This is a genomic window from Pseudomonadales bacterium, assembly GCA_024234435.1.
Classification (GTDB): Bacteria; Pseudomonadota; Gammaproteobacteria; order Pseudomonadales; family Porticoccaceae; genus JACKOF01.
In genome coordinates this window covers 113,273-131,447 of sequence record JACKOF010000001.1, presented here as the reverse complement: position 1 = coordinate 131,447, position 18,175 = coordinate 113,273, and the positions used below count along the sequence as shown (strand labels likewise).

The following is an 18,175-nucleotide window of genomic DNA, read 5'->3' as shown; positions in this document are numbered from 1 at the left end:
ACTTCAGTTGTTACAAAATTTTCAATTTACAGATTCCCCTGAAACCATTGTTTCAGGCGCCCAAAAAAACTTTCGCCAGTATCCCGCCGCTGCCGGGAGCGCTTGCCCCCTTCCCGCTGTTGCTGCATGCCGTAGATCAGCAACCCCACACCGGTGGAATAAATCGGGTTATCAACGATATCCGACAGTCCGTTCACATCATGCGGAGAACCGAGCCGAACCGGCATGTGGAAAATCTCTTCTGCCAGCTCTACCACACCTTCCATCTTGGCTGTACCACCGGTCAAGACGATGCCTGCGGCTACCAGATCTTCAAAACCACTGCGGCGCAACTCGGCCTGAACAAGGGTGAACAATTCGTCATAGCGCGGCTCGACCACTTCAGCCAGCGCCTGCCGGGAAAGATCGCGGGGTGGCCGCTCGCCGACACTGGGCACCTTGATGGTTTCATCCGGTCCGGCCAGCTTTGCCAAGGCACAGGCATACTTGATTTTCAACTCTTCGGCATGAGCCGTTGGCGTCCGCAATGCCATAGCAATATCATTAGTCACCTGATCACCGGCAATCGGGATGACACCGGTATGCCGTATGGCACCGTCTGTGAAAATAGCAATATCGGTGGTTCCGCCACCAATATCGACCAAACACACACCTAACTGTTTCTCATCATCAGTAAGCACTGCATAACTGGAAGCCAGTTGCTCAAGAATAATGTCATCCACCTCCAAACCGCAGCGGCGGATACATTTCTTGATATTCTGCGAAGCGTTGGCTGCGCAGGTCACCAGATGCACTTTCGATTCCAGCCGGACCCCCGACATACCCAGGGGCTCACGAACACCTTCCTGGTTATCAATGATGAACTCCTGTGGCAACACGTGCAGTATTTCCTGATCCGCAGGAATTGCCACTGCACGAGCAGCATCGATCACCCGCTCGATATCCAGCGGGTGCACTTCACGATCTCGAATAGCGACAATGCCATGCGAGTTGAGACTGCGAATGTGACTACCGGCAATACCCGCATAGACAGAGTGGATGTGGCAGCCGGCCATCAGCTCGGCTTCTTCAACGGCACGCTGTATCGAATGCACTGTGGACTCGATATTCACCACCACCCCTTTCTTTAAACCAGAAGAAGGATGCAAACCGGTGCCAACGATCTCCAACTTACCGCCGGGACTGGCAAGGCCAACAATGGCCACCACCTTTGAGGTACCGATATCCAGCCCGACTATTAAATGTTCATCATTTGAGTTCGCCATTTTCGACCTCATGCTTGTTCCGGCTTGTGCCAGCGCACAGCCATACCGTTGTCATACCGTAAATCCAGTTGTGCTACCCGGTCGGCCTGTTTTTTTAATTCCCGCTCCCAAACCACCACGAAACGCTCAATTTTTGTCATCAAATCGCCTCTTCCCAGCACCAAAGTCGGTGCACTATCGAGCGTCAGTCGCCAGCTGCCCCGCTCGCTCATGGTGACGCTTTCGACGCGCAACCCCGCTTTCAATAATTCCCCGGCAATTTCGCGGTAATGTTTCATCACCGGTTTTTCCCAACCTTGCGGTCCGCTCAGAAGGGGCAGTCGTTGTAAGCTGCTGTTATCTGCAATTTGCAGCGATTCCCCGCTACTGTTCAGAAAACCCGTTTTACCCCAGCGGGCAACAGGTATTTCCTCTTCTACCTCAATCACGATGCTGTCTGGCCACTGCCGACTGACCGTGGCCGTGCTGACCCATGCATGGGTTTCCATACCCTGCCGCAAGCGCTCCAGATTGAGGCTGATCATGCCACCCTGCAGTAGAGGCTCTACCCATTGCGCCAACTCATCCTGAGTGACATTGCTGTAATCACCTTTAATCACAATTACCTCAACCGGCGCATCCAGATACCGGTAGCCCTGATGAGCCGCCCAACCCGCCGAAATAACAGCAGCCAGAACCAGAGATACCCGCAATACCGCGAACAGCCAGAACAGGCGCTCCCTCATTGAACGCTTGTGTACTGGCCTGATCGCACCGCTGTGTTTTTTTCGGCTGATACTCATACTTAAAGCGAGCTCTCCAGAATTTTTAACACCAGGCTGTCAAAATCATCTCCCGCCGCAGCCGCAGCCATTGGCACCAGGCTGTGGCTGGTCATCCCGGGGACTGTATTCACTTCCAGCAGCATAAATTGCCCCCGACCATCTTCCATCACATCGACACGTCCCCAGCCGCAACAACCCAGACTGTCAAACGCCTGCTTCGCCAACTGCTTCAAAGCCTCTTCCCGGTCGGCATCCAACCCGCAAGGGCAGATATAACGGGTGTCGTCGGCGATGTATTTGGCATCGTAATCATAAAATTCGTGATCTGTTTCAAGCCGAATCGGCGGCAACACTTGCTCACCCAATACAGCGACGGTGTATTCCGGACCATCAATCCATTGCTCGGCAATCACTTCCGAGTCATATCTGACCGCTTCCCGCCAGGCCATTTCCAGCTGATCAGCACTGGACGCACTGGTCATACCAAAGCTGGAACCTTCGCTGGACGGCTTGACCATGGCTTTGCCACCCAACCGATCCATCACACTCCGCCAGTCGGTTGCTTCATCAAGCTCGGCAAAATCTGCGGTAGGTAAACCGTCACCCCGCCATATTTTTTTGCTGCGCAGCTTATCCATTGCCAGTGCAGAAGCCAGCACACCGCTACCGGTGTAGGGCATATTCATCAGCTCCAGAGCACCCTGCAAGGTACCGTCTTCTCCACCCGAGCCGTGCAACATAATCAATACCCGATCCAGCGAGTAACCAGGGAGCCGTTGAAGCAAGTCATCACCCGCATCAATAGCCACAACATCCAGCCCCAGGCTTTTCAGGCTGGCAATAACCGCTTCACCCGATTGCAGGGAAACCGGTCGCTCGGAGGATGTGCCGCCATAAAGCACGCCTATTCGCCCTAATCGCTGCTTCAAATCCGGATCAACCACTTTCTTCATTGTCTGCATCATCCCTCGCTTTACCGGAGTTGCCGCTCGGCCAGAATTCTGACCAGTTTGCCAACGCTGCCAGCGCCCTGAGTGATGACAATATCGCCGCCACTGACGATATTTCGCAACACATCGGCAACCTCCTCAATCGGCCCTACATGAATCGGGTCAACAAGGCCACGCTGACGAATGCTGTGACAAAGCTGCTTGCTGGTCGCACCCGGAATTTCATCTTCTCCGGCGCTGTAGACATCCAGCACAATCAACACATCACAACTCGACAACACCTGCACAAAATCTTCATAGAGGTCTCGGGTTCGGGTATAGCGATGTGGCTGAAAGATCATCACCAATCTTCGCTCCGGCCACCCCTGCCTTACCGCCTGAATAGTCGCCGCGACCTCCCTTGGGTGATGACCGTAGTCATCCACCAGCATGGCCTCGCCTTTTTCTACCAGGTATTCACCATAGATTTCAAAGCGGCGCCCGACACCTTTAAAACTGGACAGACCTTCAATGATCGCCTCATCACTGACCTGCTCATCTGTGGCCACAGCAATCGCCGCAGTAGCATTGAGAACATTGTGGGTGCCGGGACAGTTGATGCGGATATCCAGCGGCGCCAGGTCACCGGGCCGATAAACTCTGAAAGAACTACTGCTTTTTGCTGACTGCATGTTCTCAATCCGAAAGTCCGCATCATCGGAAAAACCATAAGTCAACACCGGCCGGAAAATCTCGGCCAGCAGCTGACGAACACTGTCATCGTCAACACACAATACCGCCAACCCGTAGAACGGCAGGTTATGAAGAAACTCAACAAAGGTTTGCAGCAGCTTGCTGAAATCAAAGTCGTAGGTTTCCATATGATCGGCATCAATATTGGTGACAACCGCAACCATTGGCTGTAGATGCAAAAACGACGCATCACTTTCATCAGCTTCGGCAACCAGATAGCGACTCTCGCCCAACCTGGCATTAGTGCCAGCGCCTTTGACCAGCCCACCAATCACAAAAGTGGGGTCTTTGCCATCAGCCGCCAGTATGGACGCCAGCATACTAGTCGTCGTAGTTTTACCGTGTGTGCCTGCCACCGCTACGCCGTGGCGATAACGCATCAGCTCCGCCAGCATTTCGGCGCGCGGCACAACCGGAATGCGCTGCTCTCGGGCCGCGACCACTTCCGGGTTATCACTTTTTACAGCAGAAGACGTCACCACCACATCCGCAGCGTCGATATTTTCTGCTGCATGCCCGAAATAAATGGTCACACCCAGTTGCTGTAGCCGATCAGTATTGCCACTCTCGCTTAAATCAGAACCACTGATTTTGTAGCCCTGGTTAAGCAACACTTCGGCAATGCCACACATACCGCTACCACCAATACCCACAAAATGGATCTGGTGGATGCGACGCATTTCGGGAACCGGATAAAAGCTGTTAGCCACCATGGCATACCTCTTCACAAGCGTCAGCTACCACCGTTGCAGCGTCTGTTTTAGCCTGTTTCCTGGCCCGCACAGCCATGGACCGTAACTGGGAGCGGTTGCTTAACCACTGCTGCAGCACCTCGGCCAGGCGATCACTGGTCATCTCATTCTGCGGCAAGAGTACTGCCGCACCCACATTCGCCAACCAACGCGCATTGGCCGTCTGATGATCATCAATGGCATGCGGGTATGGCACCAATATCGAACCCACACCCGCAACGGCAAGCTCGGAAACCGTCAGCGCACCTGACCGGCACAGCACCAGATCAGCCCAGCCATAGGCTTCTGCCATATCACTGATAAAGGGTTCGACCCTTGCGGCAACATTTGCCCGCCGGTACGCCTCGAGGGTTTGCTGTTCGTGTTGGCGTCCACATTGGTGTCTGACCTGAGGGCACAGGTCTTCGGGCAGTTGCGTCAAGGCCTCCGGCAGGCATTCATTGATCGCCTGAGCGCCCAGGCTACCCCCCAGCACCAGCAATCGAAGCTGACGGTCTGCAGCTGCAACGTGATGGTTCGGTTCCGGCAGTTGTGCAATTTCGGCGCGCACAGGATTACCGCAATATTCAGCGCCAGCGATTGCGTTGGGAAACGCCACCAGAATACGTGTCGCCATTTTTGCCAACAGTTTATTGGTCGTACCCGGTACGGCGTTCTGTTCGTGGATCACCAGTGGCTTGCGCAAAATTCTTGCCGCCACACCGCCGGGGCCGGACGCAAAACCACCCAAACCCAAAACCATATCAGGCCGCTCGGCACGAATAATTTTCAATGCCTGCCAGACAGCCTTGACCAGTAATACCGGTGCCCTCAACCAACGGTTCATGCCTGCACCCCGCAGACCTTCAACCCGTATGTAATGAAGCGGGATGTCCTCAGCTGGCACCAGCTCTGACTCAATACCCGCACGAGTACCCAACCAGACCACACCCACACCGCGCTGACGCAATTCCCGCGCCACCGACAGGGCCGGGAAAACGTGTCCGCCTGTACCACCAGCCATTATCAGCACCTTATTACAGTTCCGCTCTGTCACGTCTCACCTGTTTAGCGACTGCCGCCACATCATCCATTTCACTGCCAATCCTTAACGTCAGCGCCACCATCACACAACAAACCACCAGACTGCTGCCTCCGTAACTGATGAAAGGCAGTGTCAAACCCTTGGTTGGCAGTAACCCGGAAGTCACGCCAATATTAATAAAAGCCTGCCCAGCCAGCAGAATTGCCACGCCGAAACAACTATAAGCGGCAAACCAGTCTTCCCTGCGCACTGCCTTTTTGGCAATGAGAAGAATGCGCCCGACCATCCACGAAAACAGCGCAACAACCGTAATCACACCAACCAGCCCGAATTCCTCGGCAAAAATAGAGAAGACAAAATCAGTATGCGCTTCCGGCAGATAAAACAGTTTCTGAACACTGTTGCCGATGCCAACTCCGAGCCACTCACCCCGACCATAAGCAATCAAAGACTGGGTAAGCTGATAGCCACCGTTAAACTGGTCAGCCCAGGGATCCAGAAAAGTCACTAGTCGCTGAACCCGGTAGGGGGACAACACCGCAATCCCCACCAGCGCCGCAACACCCGACAGCATTAGCAGGCTGAATTGCCACAGACGAACACCAGCAACGAACAGCATGCCAAGTACCGTACAGGTCATGACTACGGCAGACCCGAAATCCGGTTGCACCAGCAGTAGCAGAGCCACCACTACCAACACGCCCACCGGTTTGGCAAACCCTTGCCATTGCTGTCTCATCTGTCGCTGGTGACGCTCCAGATAACCGGCCACAAATAAAATCATCACCAATTTGGCGACTTCAGATACCTGCAGGTTAAAGGGTCCAAGGGGAATCCAGCGCTGGCTGCCATTTACTTCACGACCCACTCCCGGAATCAGCACCGCAACCAGCAGCAGCAGCGTTGCCAACAGCAACAAAAATCCGTGGCGATACCAGAATCGGGAAGGCATATTCACAACCACAAACGCTGCTACCGCACTTATGACCAGAAACATCATATGCCGTTTGAGAAAGTAGAATGCATCACCATAACTGTGATCGGCAAAGCTCACCGATGCTGAACTGATCATCACCAGACCAATGGACAACAGCACAGCAACAGCAACCATCAATTGTCTGTCGAGCCCACCCTGTCGGATCGCCTTCAAATAAGGCATTTGCAGAACGAGCGCTGTCATACCTGAGCCCTCACTGCCGTCACAAACTGATTACCCCGGTCTTCAAAACCATTGAACATATCGAAACTGGCACAAGCAGGGGACAGCAACACGATATCACCGGCACAAGCCGCCTTTTTCGCCGCACTGACTGCTGATGCCATCGAGGTTGCGAAGACCACTTCTGCTGCATCGTCAATCGCATCGGCAAGTTGACTGGCAGCTTCGCCCATCAGAATTGCCAGTCTGACCTTCCCTTTCAGGCAGGCACCGAGTGGTGAAAAGTCCTGACCTTTGCCCTGACCACCGGCAATCAAAATCAGATTGCACCCGTTTGCAAGCCCTGCCACTGCCGCCTGCGTTGCCCCCAGGTTTGTCGCCTTGGAGTCATTGATATAATGCACACCGGCCTGCTCCGCCACCGCCTGGCAACGGTGTGGCAACCCACCAAACACTCTGATGGTGTCAAGCATGCTCGCCCTCGGCAAACCGATAGCGGAACCCAGAGCCAGTGCGGCAAGCACGTTCGACAAATTGTGACGGCCTTTCATCGCCACTTCAGACACTGGCATCAACACATCAAACTGATACGCCAACCAGTCTTCACCATCCTGTTCTCGCACACCAAATGCGTGAAAGTCTGGTGCACCCAGACCAAAACTCCAGCGTTTCACCGTATCGGGCACCAGCGGCTCACTGAGTGGATCATCACGATTCACAACCACCTGCTCTACACCGGCAAAAATCCGATGTTTTGCAGCATGGTATTGCAGTATCGAGTCGTACCTATCCATATGATCCGGGCTGACATTCAGCACAACCGCCGCAGTAGCCCCGAGCTGACTGACTGACTCCAGCTGAAAACTGGACAGTTCAAGCACGTATAATTCGCAATCATCGTCAAGCAGATCAAGCGCTGGCGTTCCCAAATTGCCACCCACAGCAACACGCTTTCCTGCGTCTTTACACATTTGTCCGAGCAGACTGGTTACTGTGCTCTTGCCATTCGAACCGGTAATCGCCACAAACGGTGCTTTTACAGCCTTGGCAAACAGTGCAATATCACCGGTTAAACTGACGCCACTTTTCGCCACCCTTTGTAACACCGGATGTTGCAATGGAATGCCGGGACTGACGAAAACCTCATCGGCAAGTGCCAGCGTTTCCACCGTCAATCCACCCGTTTCAAAAGCCACGTCAGGAAAAGACTGCTTGAGCTGCGCCAATCCGGGCGGGTTCTCCCGGGTATCCACCATCACAAAGCGTTCACCGGCAGCGGTCAGATAACGAGCCACAGACAAGCCGGTGGCACCTATGCCCACCACCACTTTCAGCTTGTCACTCGCTATCATTTGAACCACTGTTTCACCTTGCATCGTTTTCATTGCACTTCATTAATTAGCGCCGTGCCTCATCTCAGCCTATCGCAACTTCAGGGTTGCCAGGCCAATCAGCACCAGAATTACGGTAATAATCCAGAAGCGTACAATCACTCTTGGCTCCGGCCAGCCTTTCAACTCAAAATGGTGATGAATGGGTGCCATGCGAAAGATTCGCTTGCCGGTCAATTTAAAACTCGCCACCTGTAAGATCACCGACACCGTTTCAAGCACAAACACGCCGCCCATGATGAAAAACACAATTTCATGGCGGGTTATCACAGCAATAACACCCAGGGAGGCGCCCAATGCCAGCGCCCCAACATCCCCCATAAACACTTGTGCGGGGTAAGTGTTGAACCACAAAAAGCCCAGCCCTGCACCACCCAAAGCCGCACAGAACACCACCAGTTCGCCCGCACCATCGATATAGGGAAGGTGCAGGTAATCCGCAAACTGCACGTTGCCAACGGCGTAGGCAATAATTCCCAATGCCGCACCCACCAGTACTGTTGGCATAATCGCCAGCCCGTCCAGACCATCAGTGAGGTTAACGGCATTACTGCTGCCCACTATTACGAAGTAACCAAGCACGATATAAAAAACACCCATATCCCAGGCAACCTGCTTGAAAAAGGGAACGATCAACTGGGTTTCCGCCGGTGATGCAGCAGAGCTGTATAAAAAGACGGCAGCGCCAATGCCCGCTACCGATTGCCAGAAATACTTCCAGCGTGCAGGCAACCCGCGGGAGTCTTTCTCCACTACCTTGCGGTAATCATCTACCCAGCCAACAGCACCAAACACAAAAGTGACCAATAACAGTGTCCAGACATAGTGGTTATTCAAATCCGACCAGAGTAGTGCACTGACAAAAATCGACATCAGTATCAAAGCACCGCCCATGGTCGGTGTGCCTGCCTTGCTGAGATGGGTCTGAGGGCCATCACTGCGAACAGACTGACCAATTTGCAGGTAATTCAGCCGTCTGATGACGACCGGGCCGAGCACCAGAGAAATACCCAGAGACGTCAGCATGCCCAGAATTGCCCGAAAAGTAAGATACTTAACCACGCCAAAAGCGCTTACGTATTGAGTGAGATAATCGGCCAGCCAAAGCAACATGATCAGTGTTCTCCCGTTTTATTCGACGGTTCAGTGAGCATTGCGACAACCTCATCCATTGCCGCCGAACGGGACCCCTTCACCAACACCACAGTATCCGGGCCAAGCGCACCCAGCAACGCCTCTACCAGCTCCGACTTGCTGTCGAAGTGGCTGGCATCGCCTCCCTGAATCACGCATTCACGGACACTATTGATGGACAGTTCGCCAGTGGCCAGCAGGCGACTAACGCCCTTCTCGGCGGCATAGCGCCCAACCTCTTCATGAAATATGACCTCTTGCTCACCCAATTCAGCCATGTCACCCAGTACCAGCAACCGCTCCCCGGAGAAACTCATCAGCGTATCGATAGCGGCTTTCACGGATCCAGGATTAGCGTTATAGCTATCATCAATCACCAGAGACCCATTGATACCTTCATGCAATGAAAGCCTGCCGTCGACAGATGACATACCTGCCAGCCCCCGGGCAACGGCCTGCAGGGGTGCACCAACAGCACAGGCGCAGGCAGCAGCGGCAAGCGCATTGGCAACATTGTGCTTGCCACTCAAAGCCAGCCTCACAGCAATCCTGCCTTTGGGCGCCAGCAGCACAAAAGCACATCGGCCTTTCTCGTCCTGCTCAATATCTACTGCTCTGAAATCGGCATCTTCACGGCTGGTCGAGAAGCGGAGGGTTCGAATAGCAACACTGCGGTTACACCACTCGTCCGCATAGGGCTCATCAAGGTTAATGACCGCTGTTCCGGCGGGGTTAACGCCGCTATAGATCTCGCCCTTGGCACGGGCAATGGCGTCAACGCCACCAAACCCCTCTACATGTGCAGGCATAACATTATTGACCAGCACCACATCGGGCCAGGCAAGACTGCAGAGATAACTGATTTCACCGGGGCCACTGGCGCCCATTTCCACCACAGCAAAATCATCGGATGAACGTAGCGAAAATAATGTCAGCGGCACGCCAATGTGGTTGTTGAGATTGCCCTTGGTCGCTGTCACCTTGCCACATTCACGCAAAATCGACGCCAGCATTTCCTTAACTGTGGTTTTACCGCCACTACCGGTAATGGCAATTAACTTACCCTCAAACCTGTCCCGATACATACGCGCCAGCTGCCCCAACGCCAACGTCGTATCGGCAACAACCCACTGGGGAACACGAAGATGCTGAACTGCCTGGCGAACCACCAGTCCCGCCGCTTTTTCGGAAACTTGGGGCAGGAACTGATGTGCATCAAATCGCTCGCCCTCCAGCGCGACAAATAGCTCGCCCTGACGCAGGTTGCGGCTGTCAATCGAAACGGAGCTGAACTGGCAATCGGGGTACATCAGAGTGCCACCGTGAGCAATTGCCGCCTGGGAAAGCGTCATGGGCTTCGACATCATCAGTCTCCCCGCCGCCTTAATGCCAGGCGCGCCTGGGTAATATCGCTAAACGGCAATCTGGTTTCACCTATCACCTGATAGGTTTCATGCCCCTTGCCTGCCAGCAACACTGTATCTTCCAGCGCTGCCCGCACCACTGCATATTCAATAGCCTCTGCGCGGTCAACCCGAATCTTGGCGCGACCATCCGTGCCTGCCACAATGGCATCAATAATGGCTATTGCCGACTCCCCTCTCGGGTTATCGCTGGTGACAATGACATGGTCTGCAAGTTGACTGGCAACCTCTCCCATGAGTGGTCGCTTACCCTGGTCCCGGTCGCCACCACAGCCGAACACACACCAAAGCTTGCCTTCACAATGCATTCGCAACGCTAACAACACCTGCTTGAGGGCATCTGGCGTATGTGCATAGTCCACGACAATCTGAGGCCTGCCTTTGGGAACTACCTGTTCCATGCGTCCTGGAATCGGCTGTAGTTTCGGTACTGCCGCCAACACATCTTCCAGCGCAAACCCCTGCATACAGGCCGCAGCAATAATTGCCAGCAGGTTGGATAAATTGAACTCACCCAACAGGCTGCTTTTCAACTGCCCTGAACCCCAGGGGGTCTTTACCTCAGCGGTAATACCACCGGCCGCCAGCTCAATACCGGAAGCGTGGATTTCGGCATGAGTGTCTTTCAATGAATACCGGTAGAGCTCAATATCATCACGTAACTCCGCTGACAGACGAGCACCCATGGCATCGTCAACGTTGATAATTGCACAACGGATGCCTGGATAACTGAACAGTCTGGCTTTGGCATCGGAATACGCATCCATGGTGCCGTGGTAATCCAGATGATCCTGACTCAGATTGGTGAAAATTGCGGTATCAAAGTGCACAGCCTCCACCCGCCCTTGCGTCAGACTATGTGATGACACCTCCATCGCCACCTGGCGCACACCGAGTTCTTTCAGCTCGGCGAGAATAGCCTGCACCGCAACAGCATCCGGTGTAGTCATGCCAGTACTGATCAGGGTTGAAGTATCCGGTTTGACAACACCATACCCCAATGTACCCAACACACCGGAAGTCTGCTCCAGAAAACCGAATAACTGTGCCAGCAACTGAGTGCAGGTGGTTTTGCCGTTAGTGCCGGTAACGCCCGTCATAGATATAGACCGGGAAGGGTCACCATAAAATGAGGCTGCAATAGCGCTGGCCTTGTGCAGCAACCCCTCGATCTCGATAACCCGGTCTTGCCGGTCAATCCCGCCCCCGGCCTCGGCCAGTACCACAGCCGCGCCTGACTGAAGCGCCTGCGGTATAAACTTTCGCCCGTCTGCAACCGTGCCGGGCACAGCAATAAACAGGTCGCCGGGGCGAACAGAACGGCTGTCCAGCGTGACCCCGGAAATCAACGTATCAACCCATTCTTCGGGGAGCTGAACACCTGGCAATTCGACATCAGCCAGAAGCTGGCGCAATGTCATATTACCGGCAACCATAGAACCCATTAGATAGCACCTCCTGACGCTGGCAACTCTCTGCCAACAATTTCCTTCGCAGCCTTCTCAGACGCATCAGCGGCCAGCAACTCTCCTGCGGACAGACGTGGCGGGATATTCAACATGCGCAATGCATCAGCGGTCACACTGGCAAACACCGGCGCCGCCACCTGACCACCGAAATATTGCTCTCCGCGCGGATCATTGATAATGACAACCGTTACCAGGCGCGGATCATCTGCAGGCGCCATACCTGCAAAAAGCGCCACGTAGCGATGCTCCTGATACCCCTGCTTGCCAACCTTGTGTACGGTGCCTGTTTTACCCGCCACCTGATATGAAGGGATCGCCGCACGGGTACCGGTACCACCTTTCTCGGTGACCGTTTTCAGCATGGTGCGCACCTGACGTGCAACATCACCACTGAGCACCGGTTCGCCGGGATAATCCTCTTCAACTTTCAGTAGTGACACTGGCTTTTTCAGACCATCATTAGCCAATACACTGTAAGCCTGAGCCAACTGCAATGCCGTTGCAGAAAGCCCATAGCCAAACGCAAAGTTAGCCCGAACAACGGGCTTCCAGTTTTGATATTGCGGCAGACTGCCAGGGCTTTCTCCCGGGAAACCCGTTCCCGGACTTTCCCCTATGCCAACCCGTTGAAACATATCCCGAATATGGTCTGGCTCCAGAGCCAACGCTACCTTGGTGGTACCCACCTGGCTCGATTTGGTAAGAATGCCGGTTACATCAATCAGCCCGTAATTGATAGGGTCTACAAAGGTTTTCCGACCCACCCTTAAATAACCGGGTGCAGTGTCAATCGGTGTGCTGGCGTTGAACTTGCCGCTTTCGAGAGCCGCCGCCATGGTCAAAGGCTTCATCAACGAACCGGGTTCCAGCAAATCTGTCACCGCGCGGTTGCGAAGCGCATCCGCATTAAGCTGACTGCGATCATTAGGGTTGAATGACGGCTGATTAGCCATTGCCAGCACTTCACCGCTTTTTACATCCAGTACCACTACCGAGCCCGAACTCGCCTTGTGCCGGGAAACAGCCGCTTTAAGCTCGCGATAAGCCGTGTACTGCAAACGCAGATCAATACTCAGCTGCAAATTGCCGCCGGGCTTTTCACTGCTAACCAGGGCCAGATCCTTTATCACTCGCCCCTTGAGGTCCTTGAGGATTTTCTTGGCACCAGGCACGCCTGTCAGCACGCCGTCGTAGGCCAGCTCCATACCTTCCTGCCCACGATCATCAATATTAGTAAAACCAATCAACTGCGCAGCCACCTCACCGGCGGGGTAAAAGCGCTTGTATTCATCTTGTGCATAAATACCCGGCAGCTCCAAACGCAGAATTTTATTCGCGCTATCCGGCGTCAGGTGTCTGGCCAGATACATAAATTCCTTATTGTCATAACGGCGCAGCCTTTCCCTGAATTGCTGAACAGTAATTCCCAGCTCCGTGCAGAGCTTTGTCAGATCCACCAGGCTCGCATCCAGCTCCCTGGGATTTACCCAAAGAGAAACAACAGGGGTACTGACGGCAAGCGGTGTACCACGCCGATCAGAAATAACCCCGCGATAGGCCGGGATCGCCTGCGTGCGAACTGTACGAGCAATGCTCTGCCCCTGCAGAAACTCGTAACCGCGATCGGCATCAGGCATCACCTGCAAACCGGCGATATGCCAGATAGCCGCGGCAGGCAACAGCGCAAGGCCAGACAACACCAGCAAAAAACGCCAGCGCGGAATAGTCAATTTCGTCTTCGCGACTTTACTCACCGTTGCACCATTACTATGTCATCAGGCTCAGGCACCTGCATATTCAACTTGGTTACAGCCACCTGCTCCACACGACTCAGAGACGCCCAGGAACTCTGCTCCAACAGATAGCGACCCCACTCCACTTGAAGACTGTTTTTTTCCCGCTCCAATAACGACAGGTCGGCGTATAACTGCCGACATAAATGACTGGTGTAAATCACCGCCACCGAAGACAGCAGCACGCCAACCCACAGCGCAAGCACCCCAACCTGTCGTTTCACAAACCACCACTTTCCATTTCAATGACTTCAGGCAACTTTTTCTGCCACCCGCATCACTGCACTTCGGGCTCGGGGATTGCGTTCAACTTCCACGCTCCCGGGCTTAACAGCCTTGCCCACTGCCCGCATGCGACGAACAATGTCCTTCTCCATCACAGGTAAACCTTTGGGAATAGGCTTTCCCTGTACATTTTCCCGAATGAATCGCTTAACCAGGCGATCCTCCAGCGAATGAAAACTGATCACCACCAAACGACCACCTACCGCCAGCACATCCAGAACAACCTCCAGGAAATCCTGCAAGTCTTCCAGCTCCCGGTTTACAAAAATACGGATCGCCTGAAATGCCCTGGTCGCAGGATGCTTACCCTTCTCCCAAGCTGGGTTAGCCGCAGCAATAATCTCTGCCAACTGGCCGGTACGGGTGATGGCTTGCTGCTGTCGCGCCTCCACAACAGCTCGCGCCATACGCCGAGCGAACCGCTCCTCACCGTAAACTTTCAAAACACTGGCAATATCAGCCTCTTCCGCCACTGCCAGCCAATCCGCAGCACTGACCCCCGCCTCAGGATTCATCCTCATATCCAGCGGCCCGTCTCTCAGAAAGCTGAATCCGCGCTCAGAGTCATCCAACTGTGGGGAAGAAACACCCAGATCTAACAGCACGCCCGCCACCTCGCCAACCTTGCCACGCAACGCCACCTGTTCAGCCAAATCTGCGAAGGAGCACTGCACAAACTCAAATCGCGAGTCATTTTCAAAACCGGTTTTTGCCGCCTTTAATGCCTGCGGATCCTTATCAATAGCCATAACGGCACCAGCCGTTGATAGCCGGGAAAGAATCGCCCGGGTATGCCCGCCACGACCAAAGGTGCCATCGACATACCAGCCATCCGGATCGGTGACCAGTGCCGCTACAGCCTCATCGAGAAGAACCGTTTGGTGCTCTACTTTGTCGGACATCAAAATCTCTCCCTTTTACAAAGACAGGGATTGCATTTCTTCCGGAATCGTCAGATCACCTGACGTCTCGGCCAGCCAATCCTCGCGGCCAGCATTCCAGCTATCCAGACTCCACAATTCGAAGCGGTGACTTTGCCCCACCAGCATGACTTTCTTTTCCAAACCGGCGTGCTGACGCAGCTCCGGCGGAATCAGCACACGACCATTGCCATCCAGCTCAAGCTCCCGCGCGTGTCCGATTAGCAGTCGCTGCAGCTTTCGGGTTGTCGGGTTAAACGTCGGCAGGCTCGCGATCTGAGCTTCAATTTTTTCCCATTCGGGCAACGGGTAGATAATCAGGCAACTATCCTGTATATCGATAGTGGCGATAAGCGCGTTACCACAGCACGAAGCCAGCGAATCGCGATACCTTGCCGGTATAGCCATCCTGCCTTTGGCATCCATGTTAATTTCGTTGCTGCCCCGAAACACCGCTTCTCTCTTACAAGGTTATTGTTTTTAATGGAAAAACCACTTTGCACCACTTTTTCCCACTTAATCGCCACTATATGCCTGAAAAGCACAAAGTCAACCATTTGAAAGAGGTAAAATTCGCGAACATGGTGCTAAATCACACAAAACCACCATGAACGTGTCGAGATCTAAACAGGAGCAAAAGCAATAACAGGAGTAAAAACAGAAAAATACAAATCCAACCTAAAGAACTACTTTAAGTTAAATGCATTTTGAGAATATAAAATGGATTTTTTAAGTCCTTGTGGTTGTTTCTTGACCAGCTAGACCGATTAGAGCTACACGTTTTGATCAAGAAGAAAATCGGAGTCAGCCGATAAGCCGGGTTCTGTCTTGGGCAATCATTCATCTAGGGTGCACGTCACCGTACACCTCCAGCAACCTACCCGAATCCAGCGCGGGCCACGCCAATGGATTCCTATTTGGTCTTGCTCCGGATGGGGTTTACCGTGCCACAATCTGTTACCAGTTGCGCGGTGCGCTCTTACCGCACCCTTTCACCCTTACCTGTGCCTGACTCAACATCAGGCCATCGGCGGTCTGCTCTCTGCTGCACTTTCCGTAGGCTCACGCCCCCCAGGTATTACCTGGCACCCTGCCCTGTGGAGCCCGGACTTTCCTCCCCTCTGCACCCCCTACCACTCAAGAGAGGTAGCGAGAAACATAAGCGACGATTGCCTGGCCGACTCCGGCGGCAAGATTAACACGAAACGCAAACAACACAAATAATGTCTCCATTCGCCATAAAAAAAGGGGTTTTGAGGAAATTCGCCAACAAATTCACAATATCTACCTGAACCAATCGCTATTTAGAACGTTGCGAATTTTGTAGTCTTGATGGCTGATCATAAGGATTGATGGAATAAAAACATGTTTCGAATCGTTGTCTTAAACCCGAAGGGTGGCTGTGGAAAAACAACGCTGTCAGTCAACCTGGCAAGTCATTTCAGCCAGCAGGGGAAAGTAACTACCCTGATGGATCTGGATCCCCAGGCAGCTAGCGTTTACTGGGCACATCGTCGCTCCGAAGAAGAAGCGGCCATACAGCTGGTAGACGCCCATAACTGTTCAGCCAGAGTCACTCGCAGCTGGGCTATTCAGCCGCCCAGAAATACTGAAGTCTTGGTAGTGGACACCCCTGCCAGACCCGACATGCATACCATTCAGCCACTGCTCAACGAGGCCTCGGTTCTGGTAATTCCTGTGCTGCCATCGGAGTTTGATCTGCACGCAGCGGACAACTTCATAACCAAGCTAACCCACAGCATGGCATCCAGGCAAAAAATGGCTATTGTTGCCAATCGTGTACGAGAAGATTCACGAGGCTATCAGAAGCTGAAAACGTTTTTTGCCCACCGGGAAATACCGGTTATTGCCACATTGCGTGACACACAAAACTACGCAACTGCAGCCGAGAATGGTTTGGGTATTCTTGAAATTCAGGGCAACCAGTACAAGCGAGACAAAACTGATTTCGGCGCCCTAACCCTGTGGTGCGAACAACAATTCGAACAGCAGGCCGTCATCAGCCGCCCACTCTCACCAGCTCAGTACATCGGGCTCACCAATATCGCATGACAACAGGCCCCTCAAGAACTAGTCGATAAAGGCCATTACTTTGCCAATATCGTTTTGCCCTAACAGCTGCATGAGTAGACGATCAACACCCAGCGCAACGCCCACACAATCCGGCAACCCCGCCTGCAAAGCCGCTAACAATTTTTTGTCCGGTTCGATTCGCGCCTTGCCTGCCGCCCGACGCAGCGCCACGTCCGCCTGAAAACGGGATTGCTGCTCCAGCGGGTCTGTAAGCTCACAATACCCGTTTGCCAGCTCTACACCATTCAGAAAGACTTCGAAGCGCCGGGCAACCAGTTCGCCAGCAGCATCCTTTGCGAGCCGGGCCAGAGCTGACTGGCAAGCCGGGTAGCCTTCAATACACACCAGCCCGGACGGTAATGACGGTTCAACCACCAGGCTGAAGACAAGATCGAGGCATTCACTGCGACTACTGTCTGAAAAATCGCGTCCGGAGACCTCTGCAGCCAGCCTTTGCAGTTCCGAAGTTTGAGTACGATGTGGGTCCAGCGTCGTTTGCTCAACAAAAACCTCGCGATAAGTGCGCATTGCTACGGTGAGTGGTTGACCGGCAACCGTTTCCACAAGCAAGGCTAATTCAGCCATCAGTTGCTGCTCATTCCAGCCCTGCCGATACCATTCCAGCATCGTAAACTCCGGGTTGTGTCGCCTGCCTGACTCATCGTTGCGAAAAGCTTTGCCAAGGTAGTAGATCGGACCGCTACCGGCCGCCAATAAACGCTTCATGAAGAATTCAGGCGAACTCTGCAGATACCGCCTCTGACCCGAAACTTCTGCCATGATGCAATCGATATGCAGGTCTGTTACCGCGGCCTGCCCGAGTACAGGCACATCCACTTCCAGAACCCCGCGCTCAGAAAAAAACAGTCGAATATCTTTTAACGCTGCTGCGCGCTGTTGCAGGGTGTCGATCGTTGCCGTCGGTTGCCAGTGAATCATAACGTCTCTATTGTATTTGGCTTTTCCAGTTTTCTGCCTGAACACAGTATCTAGCTGGCGTATGGCGCCACAAGAAAAAA

16 protein-coding genes and 1 other RNA gene are annotated in these 18,175 nt (G+C 53.6%); 1 reads left to right on the top strand and 16 read right to left on the bottom strand.

The genetic code is table 11. The features are described from left to right. Positions 1-26 precede the first annotated feature (26 nt). From ftsA to rnpB, 15 genes are all read right to left on the bottom strand, one after another. Positions 27-1,265: a cell division protein FtsA gene (ftsA, locus tag H7A02_00650; GenBank protein MCP5170763.1), complete on the bottom strand. Its 1,239-nt coding sequence runs from the start codon at positions 1,263-1,265 to the stop codon at positions 27-29. Positions 1,266-1,273: 8 nt separating this feature from the next. After that, positions 1,274-2,047, bottom strand: coding sequence for an FtsQ-type POTRA domain-containing protein (locus H7A02_00645; protein ID MCP5170762.1), 774 nt, complete (start codon positions 2,045-2,047; stop codon positions 1,274-1,276). A gap of 2 nt (positions 2,048-2,049) precedes the next feature. Next, positions 2,050-2,994, bottom strand: a complete 945-nt coding sequence (locus tag H7A02_00640) for a D-alanine--D-alanine ligase (protein MCP5170761.1) — start codon at positions 2,992-2,994, stop codon at positions 2,050-2,052. A gap of 8 nt (positions 2,995-3,002) precedes the next feature. Continuing rightward, positions 3,003-4,424, bottom strand: coding sequence for a UDP-N-acetylmuramate--L-alanine ligase (gene murC / locus H7A02_00635; GenBank protein MCP5170760.1), 1,422 nt, complete (start codon positions 4,422-4,424; stop codon positions 3,003-3,005). Beyond that, the gene (murG, locus tag H7A02_00630) at positions 4,414-5,499 is read right to left on the bottom strand and encodes an undecaprenyldiphospho-muramoylpentapeptide beta-N-acetylglucosaminyltransferase (GenBank protein ID MCP5170759.1); all 1,086 of its coding nucleotides are present in this window, start codon (positions 5,497-5,499) and stop codon (positions 4,414-4,416) included. The genes murC and murG overlap by 11 nt, the downstream gene beginning before the upstream one ends. Then, a complete protein-coding gene (gene ftsW, locus H7A02_00625) occupies positions 5,480-6,646 on the bottom strand; it encodes a putative lipid II flippase FtsW (protein MCP5170758.1) in 1,167 nt (388 codons plus the stop codon). Before ftsW ends, murG begins: the two co-directional genes overlap by 20 nt. Before the next feature lie 17 nt (positions 6,647-6,663). After that, a complete protein-coding gene (locus H7A02_00620) occupies positions 6,664-7,998 on the bottom strand; it encodes a UDP-N-acetylmuramoyl-L-alanine--D-glutamate ligase (GenBank protein ID MCP5170757.1) in 1,335 nt (444 codons plus the stop codon). A gap of 69 nt (positions 7,999-8,067) precedes the next feature. Continuing rightward, the gene (locus H7A02_00615; GenBank protein ID MCP5170756.1) at positions 8,068-9,150 is read right to left on the bottom strand and encodes a phospho-N-acetylmuramoyl-pentapeptide-transferase; all 1,083 of its coding nucleotides are present in this window, start codon (positions 9,148-9,150) and stop codon (positions 8,068-8,070) included. Between the two features lie 2 nt (positions 9,151-9,152). Continuing rightward, complete coding sequence (locus H7A02_00610) at positions 9,153-10,523, bottom strand: UDP-N-acetylmuramoyl-tripeptide--D-alanyl-D-alanine ligase (GenBank protein ID MCP5170755.1); 1,371 nt, start codon at positions 10,521-10,523, stop codon at positions 9,153-9,155. 14 nt (positions 10,524-10,537) lie between these two features. Next, positions 10,538-12,031, bottom strand: a complete 1,494-nt coding sequence (locus H7A02_00605) for a UDP-N-acetylmuramoyl-L-alanyl-D-glutamate--2,6-diaminopimelate ligase (GenBank protein ID MCP5170754.1) — start codon at positions 12,029-12,031, stop codon at positions 10,538-10,540. Between the two features lie 8 nt (positions 12,032-12,039). Next, on the bottom strand, positions 12,040-13,701 hold the full coding sequence (locus H7A02_00600; protein ID MCP5170753.1) for a penicillin-binding protein 2: 1,662 nt from the start codon (positions 13,699-13,701) through the stop codon (positions 12,040-12,042). Positions 13,702-13,814: 113 nt separating this feature from the next. Continuing rightward, entirely contained in the window at positions 13,815-14,081 is a 267-nt protein-coding gene (gene ftsL, locus H7A02_00595) for a cell division protein FtsL (GenBank protein ID MCP5170752.1), read from the bottom strand. Between the two features lie 27 nt (positions 14,082-14,108). Further along, on the bottom strand, positions 14,109-15,044 hold the full coding sequence (gene rsmH / locus H7A02_00590) for a 16S rRNA (cytosine(1402)-N(4))-methyltransferase RsmH (protein ID MCP5170751.1): 936 nt from the start codon (positions 15,042-15,044) through the stop codon (positions 14,109-14,111). A gap of 15 nt (positions 15,045-15,059) precedes the next feature. Further along, entirely contained in the window at positions 15,060-15,515 is a 456-nt protein-coding gene (mraZ, locus tag H7A02_00585; protein ID MCP5170750.1) for a division/cell wall cluster transcriptional repressor MraZ, read from the bottom strand. A 343-nt stretch (positions 15,516-15,858) separates the two neighbouring features. After that, an RNA gene (gene rnpB, locus H7A02_00580) (RNase P RNA component class A) lies at positions 15,859-16,247 on the bottom strand. Between the two features lie 180 nt (positions 16,248-16,427). Here rnpB and H7A02_00575 point away from each other — a divergent pair. Continuing rightward, on the top strand, positions 16,428-17,135 hold the full coding sequence (locus H7A02_00575) for an AAA family ATPase (protein ID MCP5170749.1): 708 nt from the start codon (positions 16,428-16,430) through the stop codon (positions 17,133-17,135). Positions 17,136-17,153: 18 nt separating this feature from the next. On the opposite strand, the gene genX is transcribed toward H7A02_00575, so the two are convergent. Further along, positions 17,154-18,092: an EF-P lysine aminoacylase GenX gene (gene genX, locus H7A02_00570; protein ID MCP5170748.1), complete on the bottom strand. Its 939-nt coding sequence runs from the start codon at positions 18,090-18,092 to the stop codon at positions 17,154-17,156. Between the last annotated feature and the right edge of the window lie 83 nt (positions 18,093-18,175).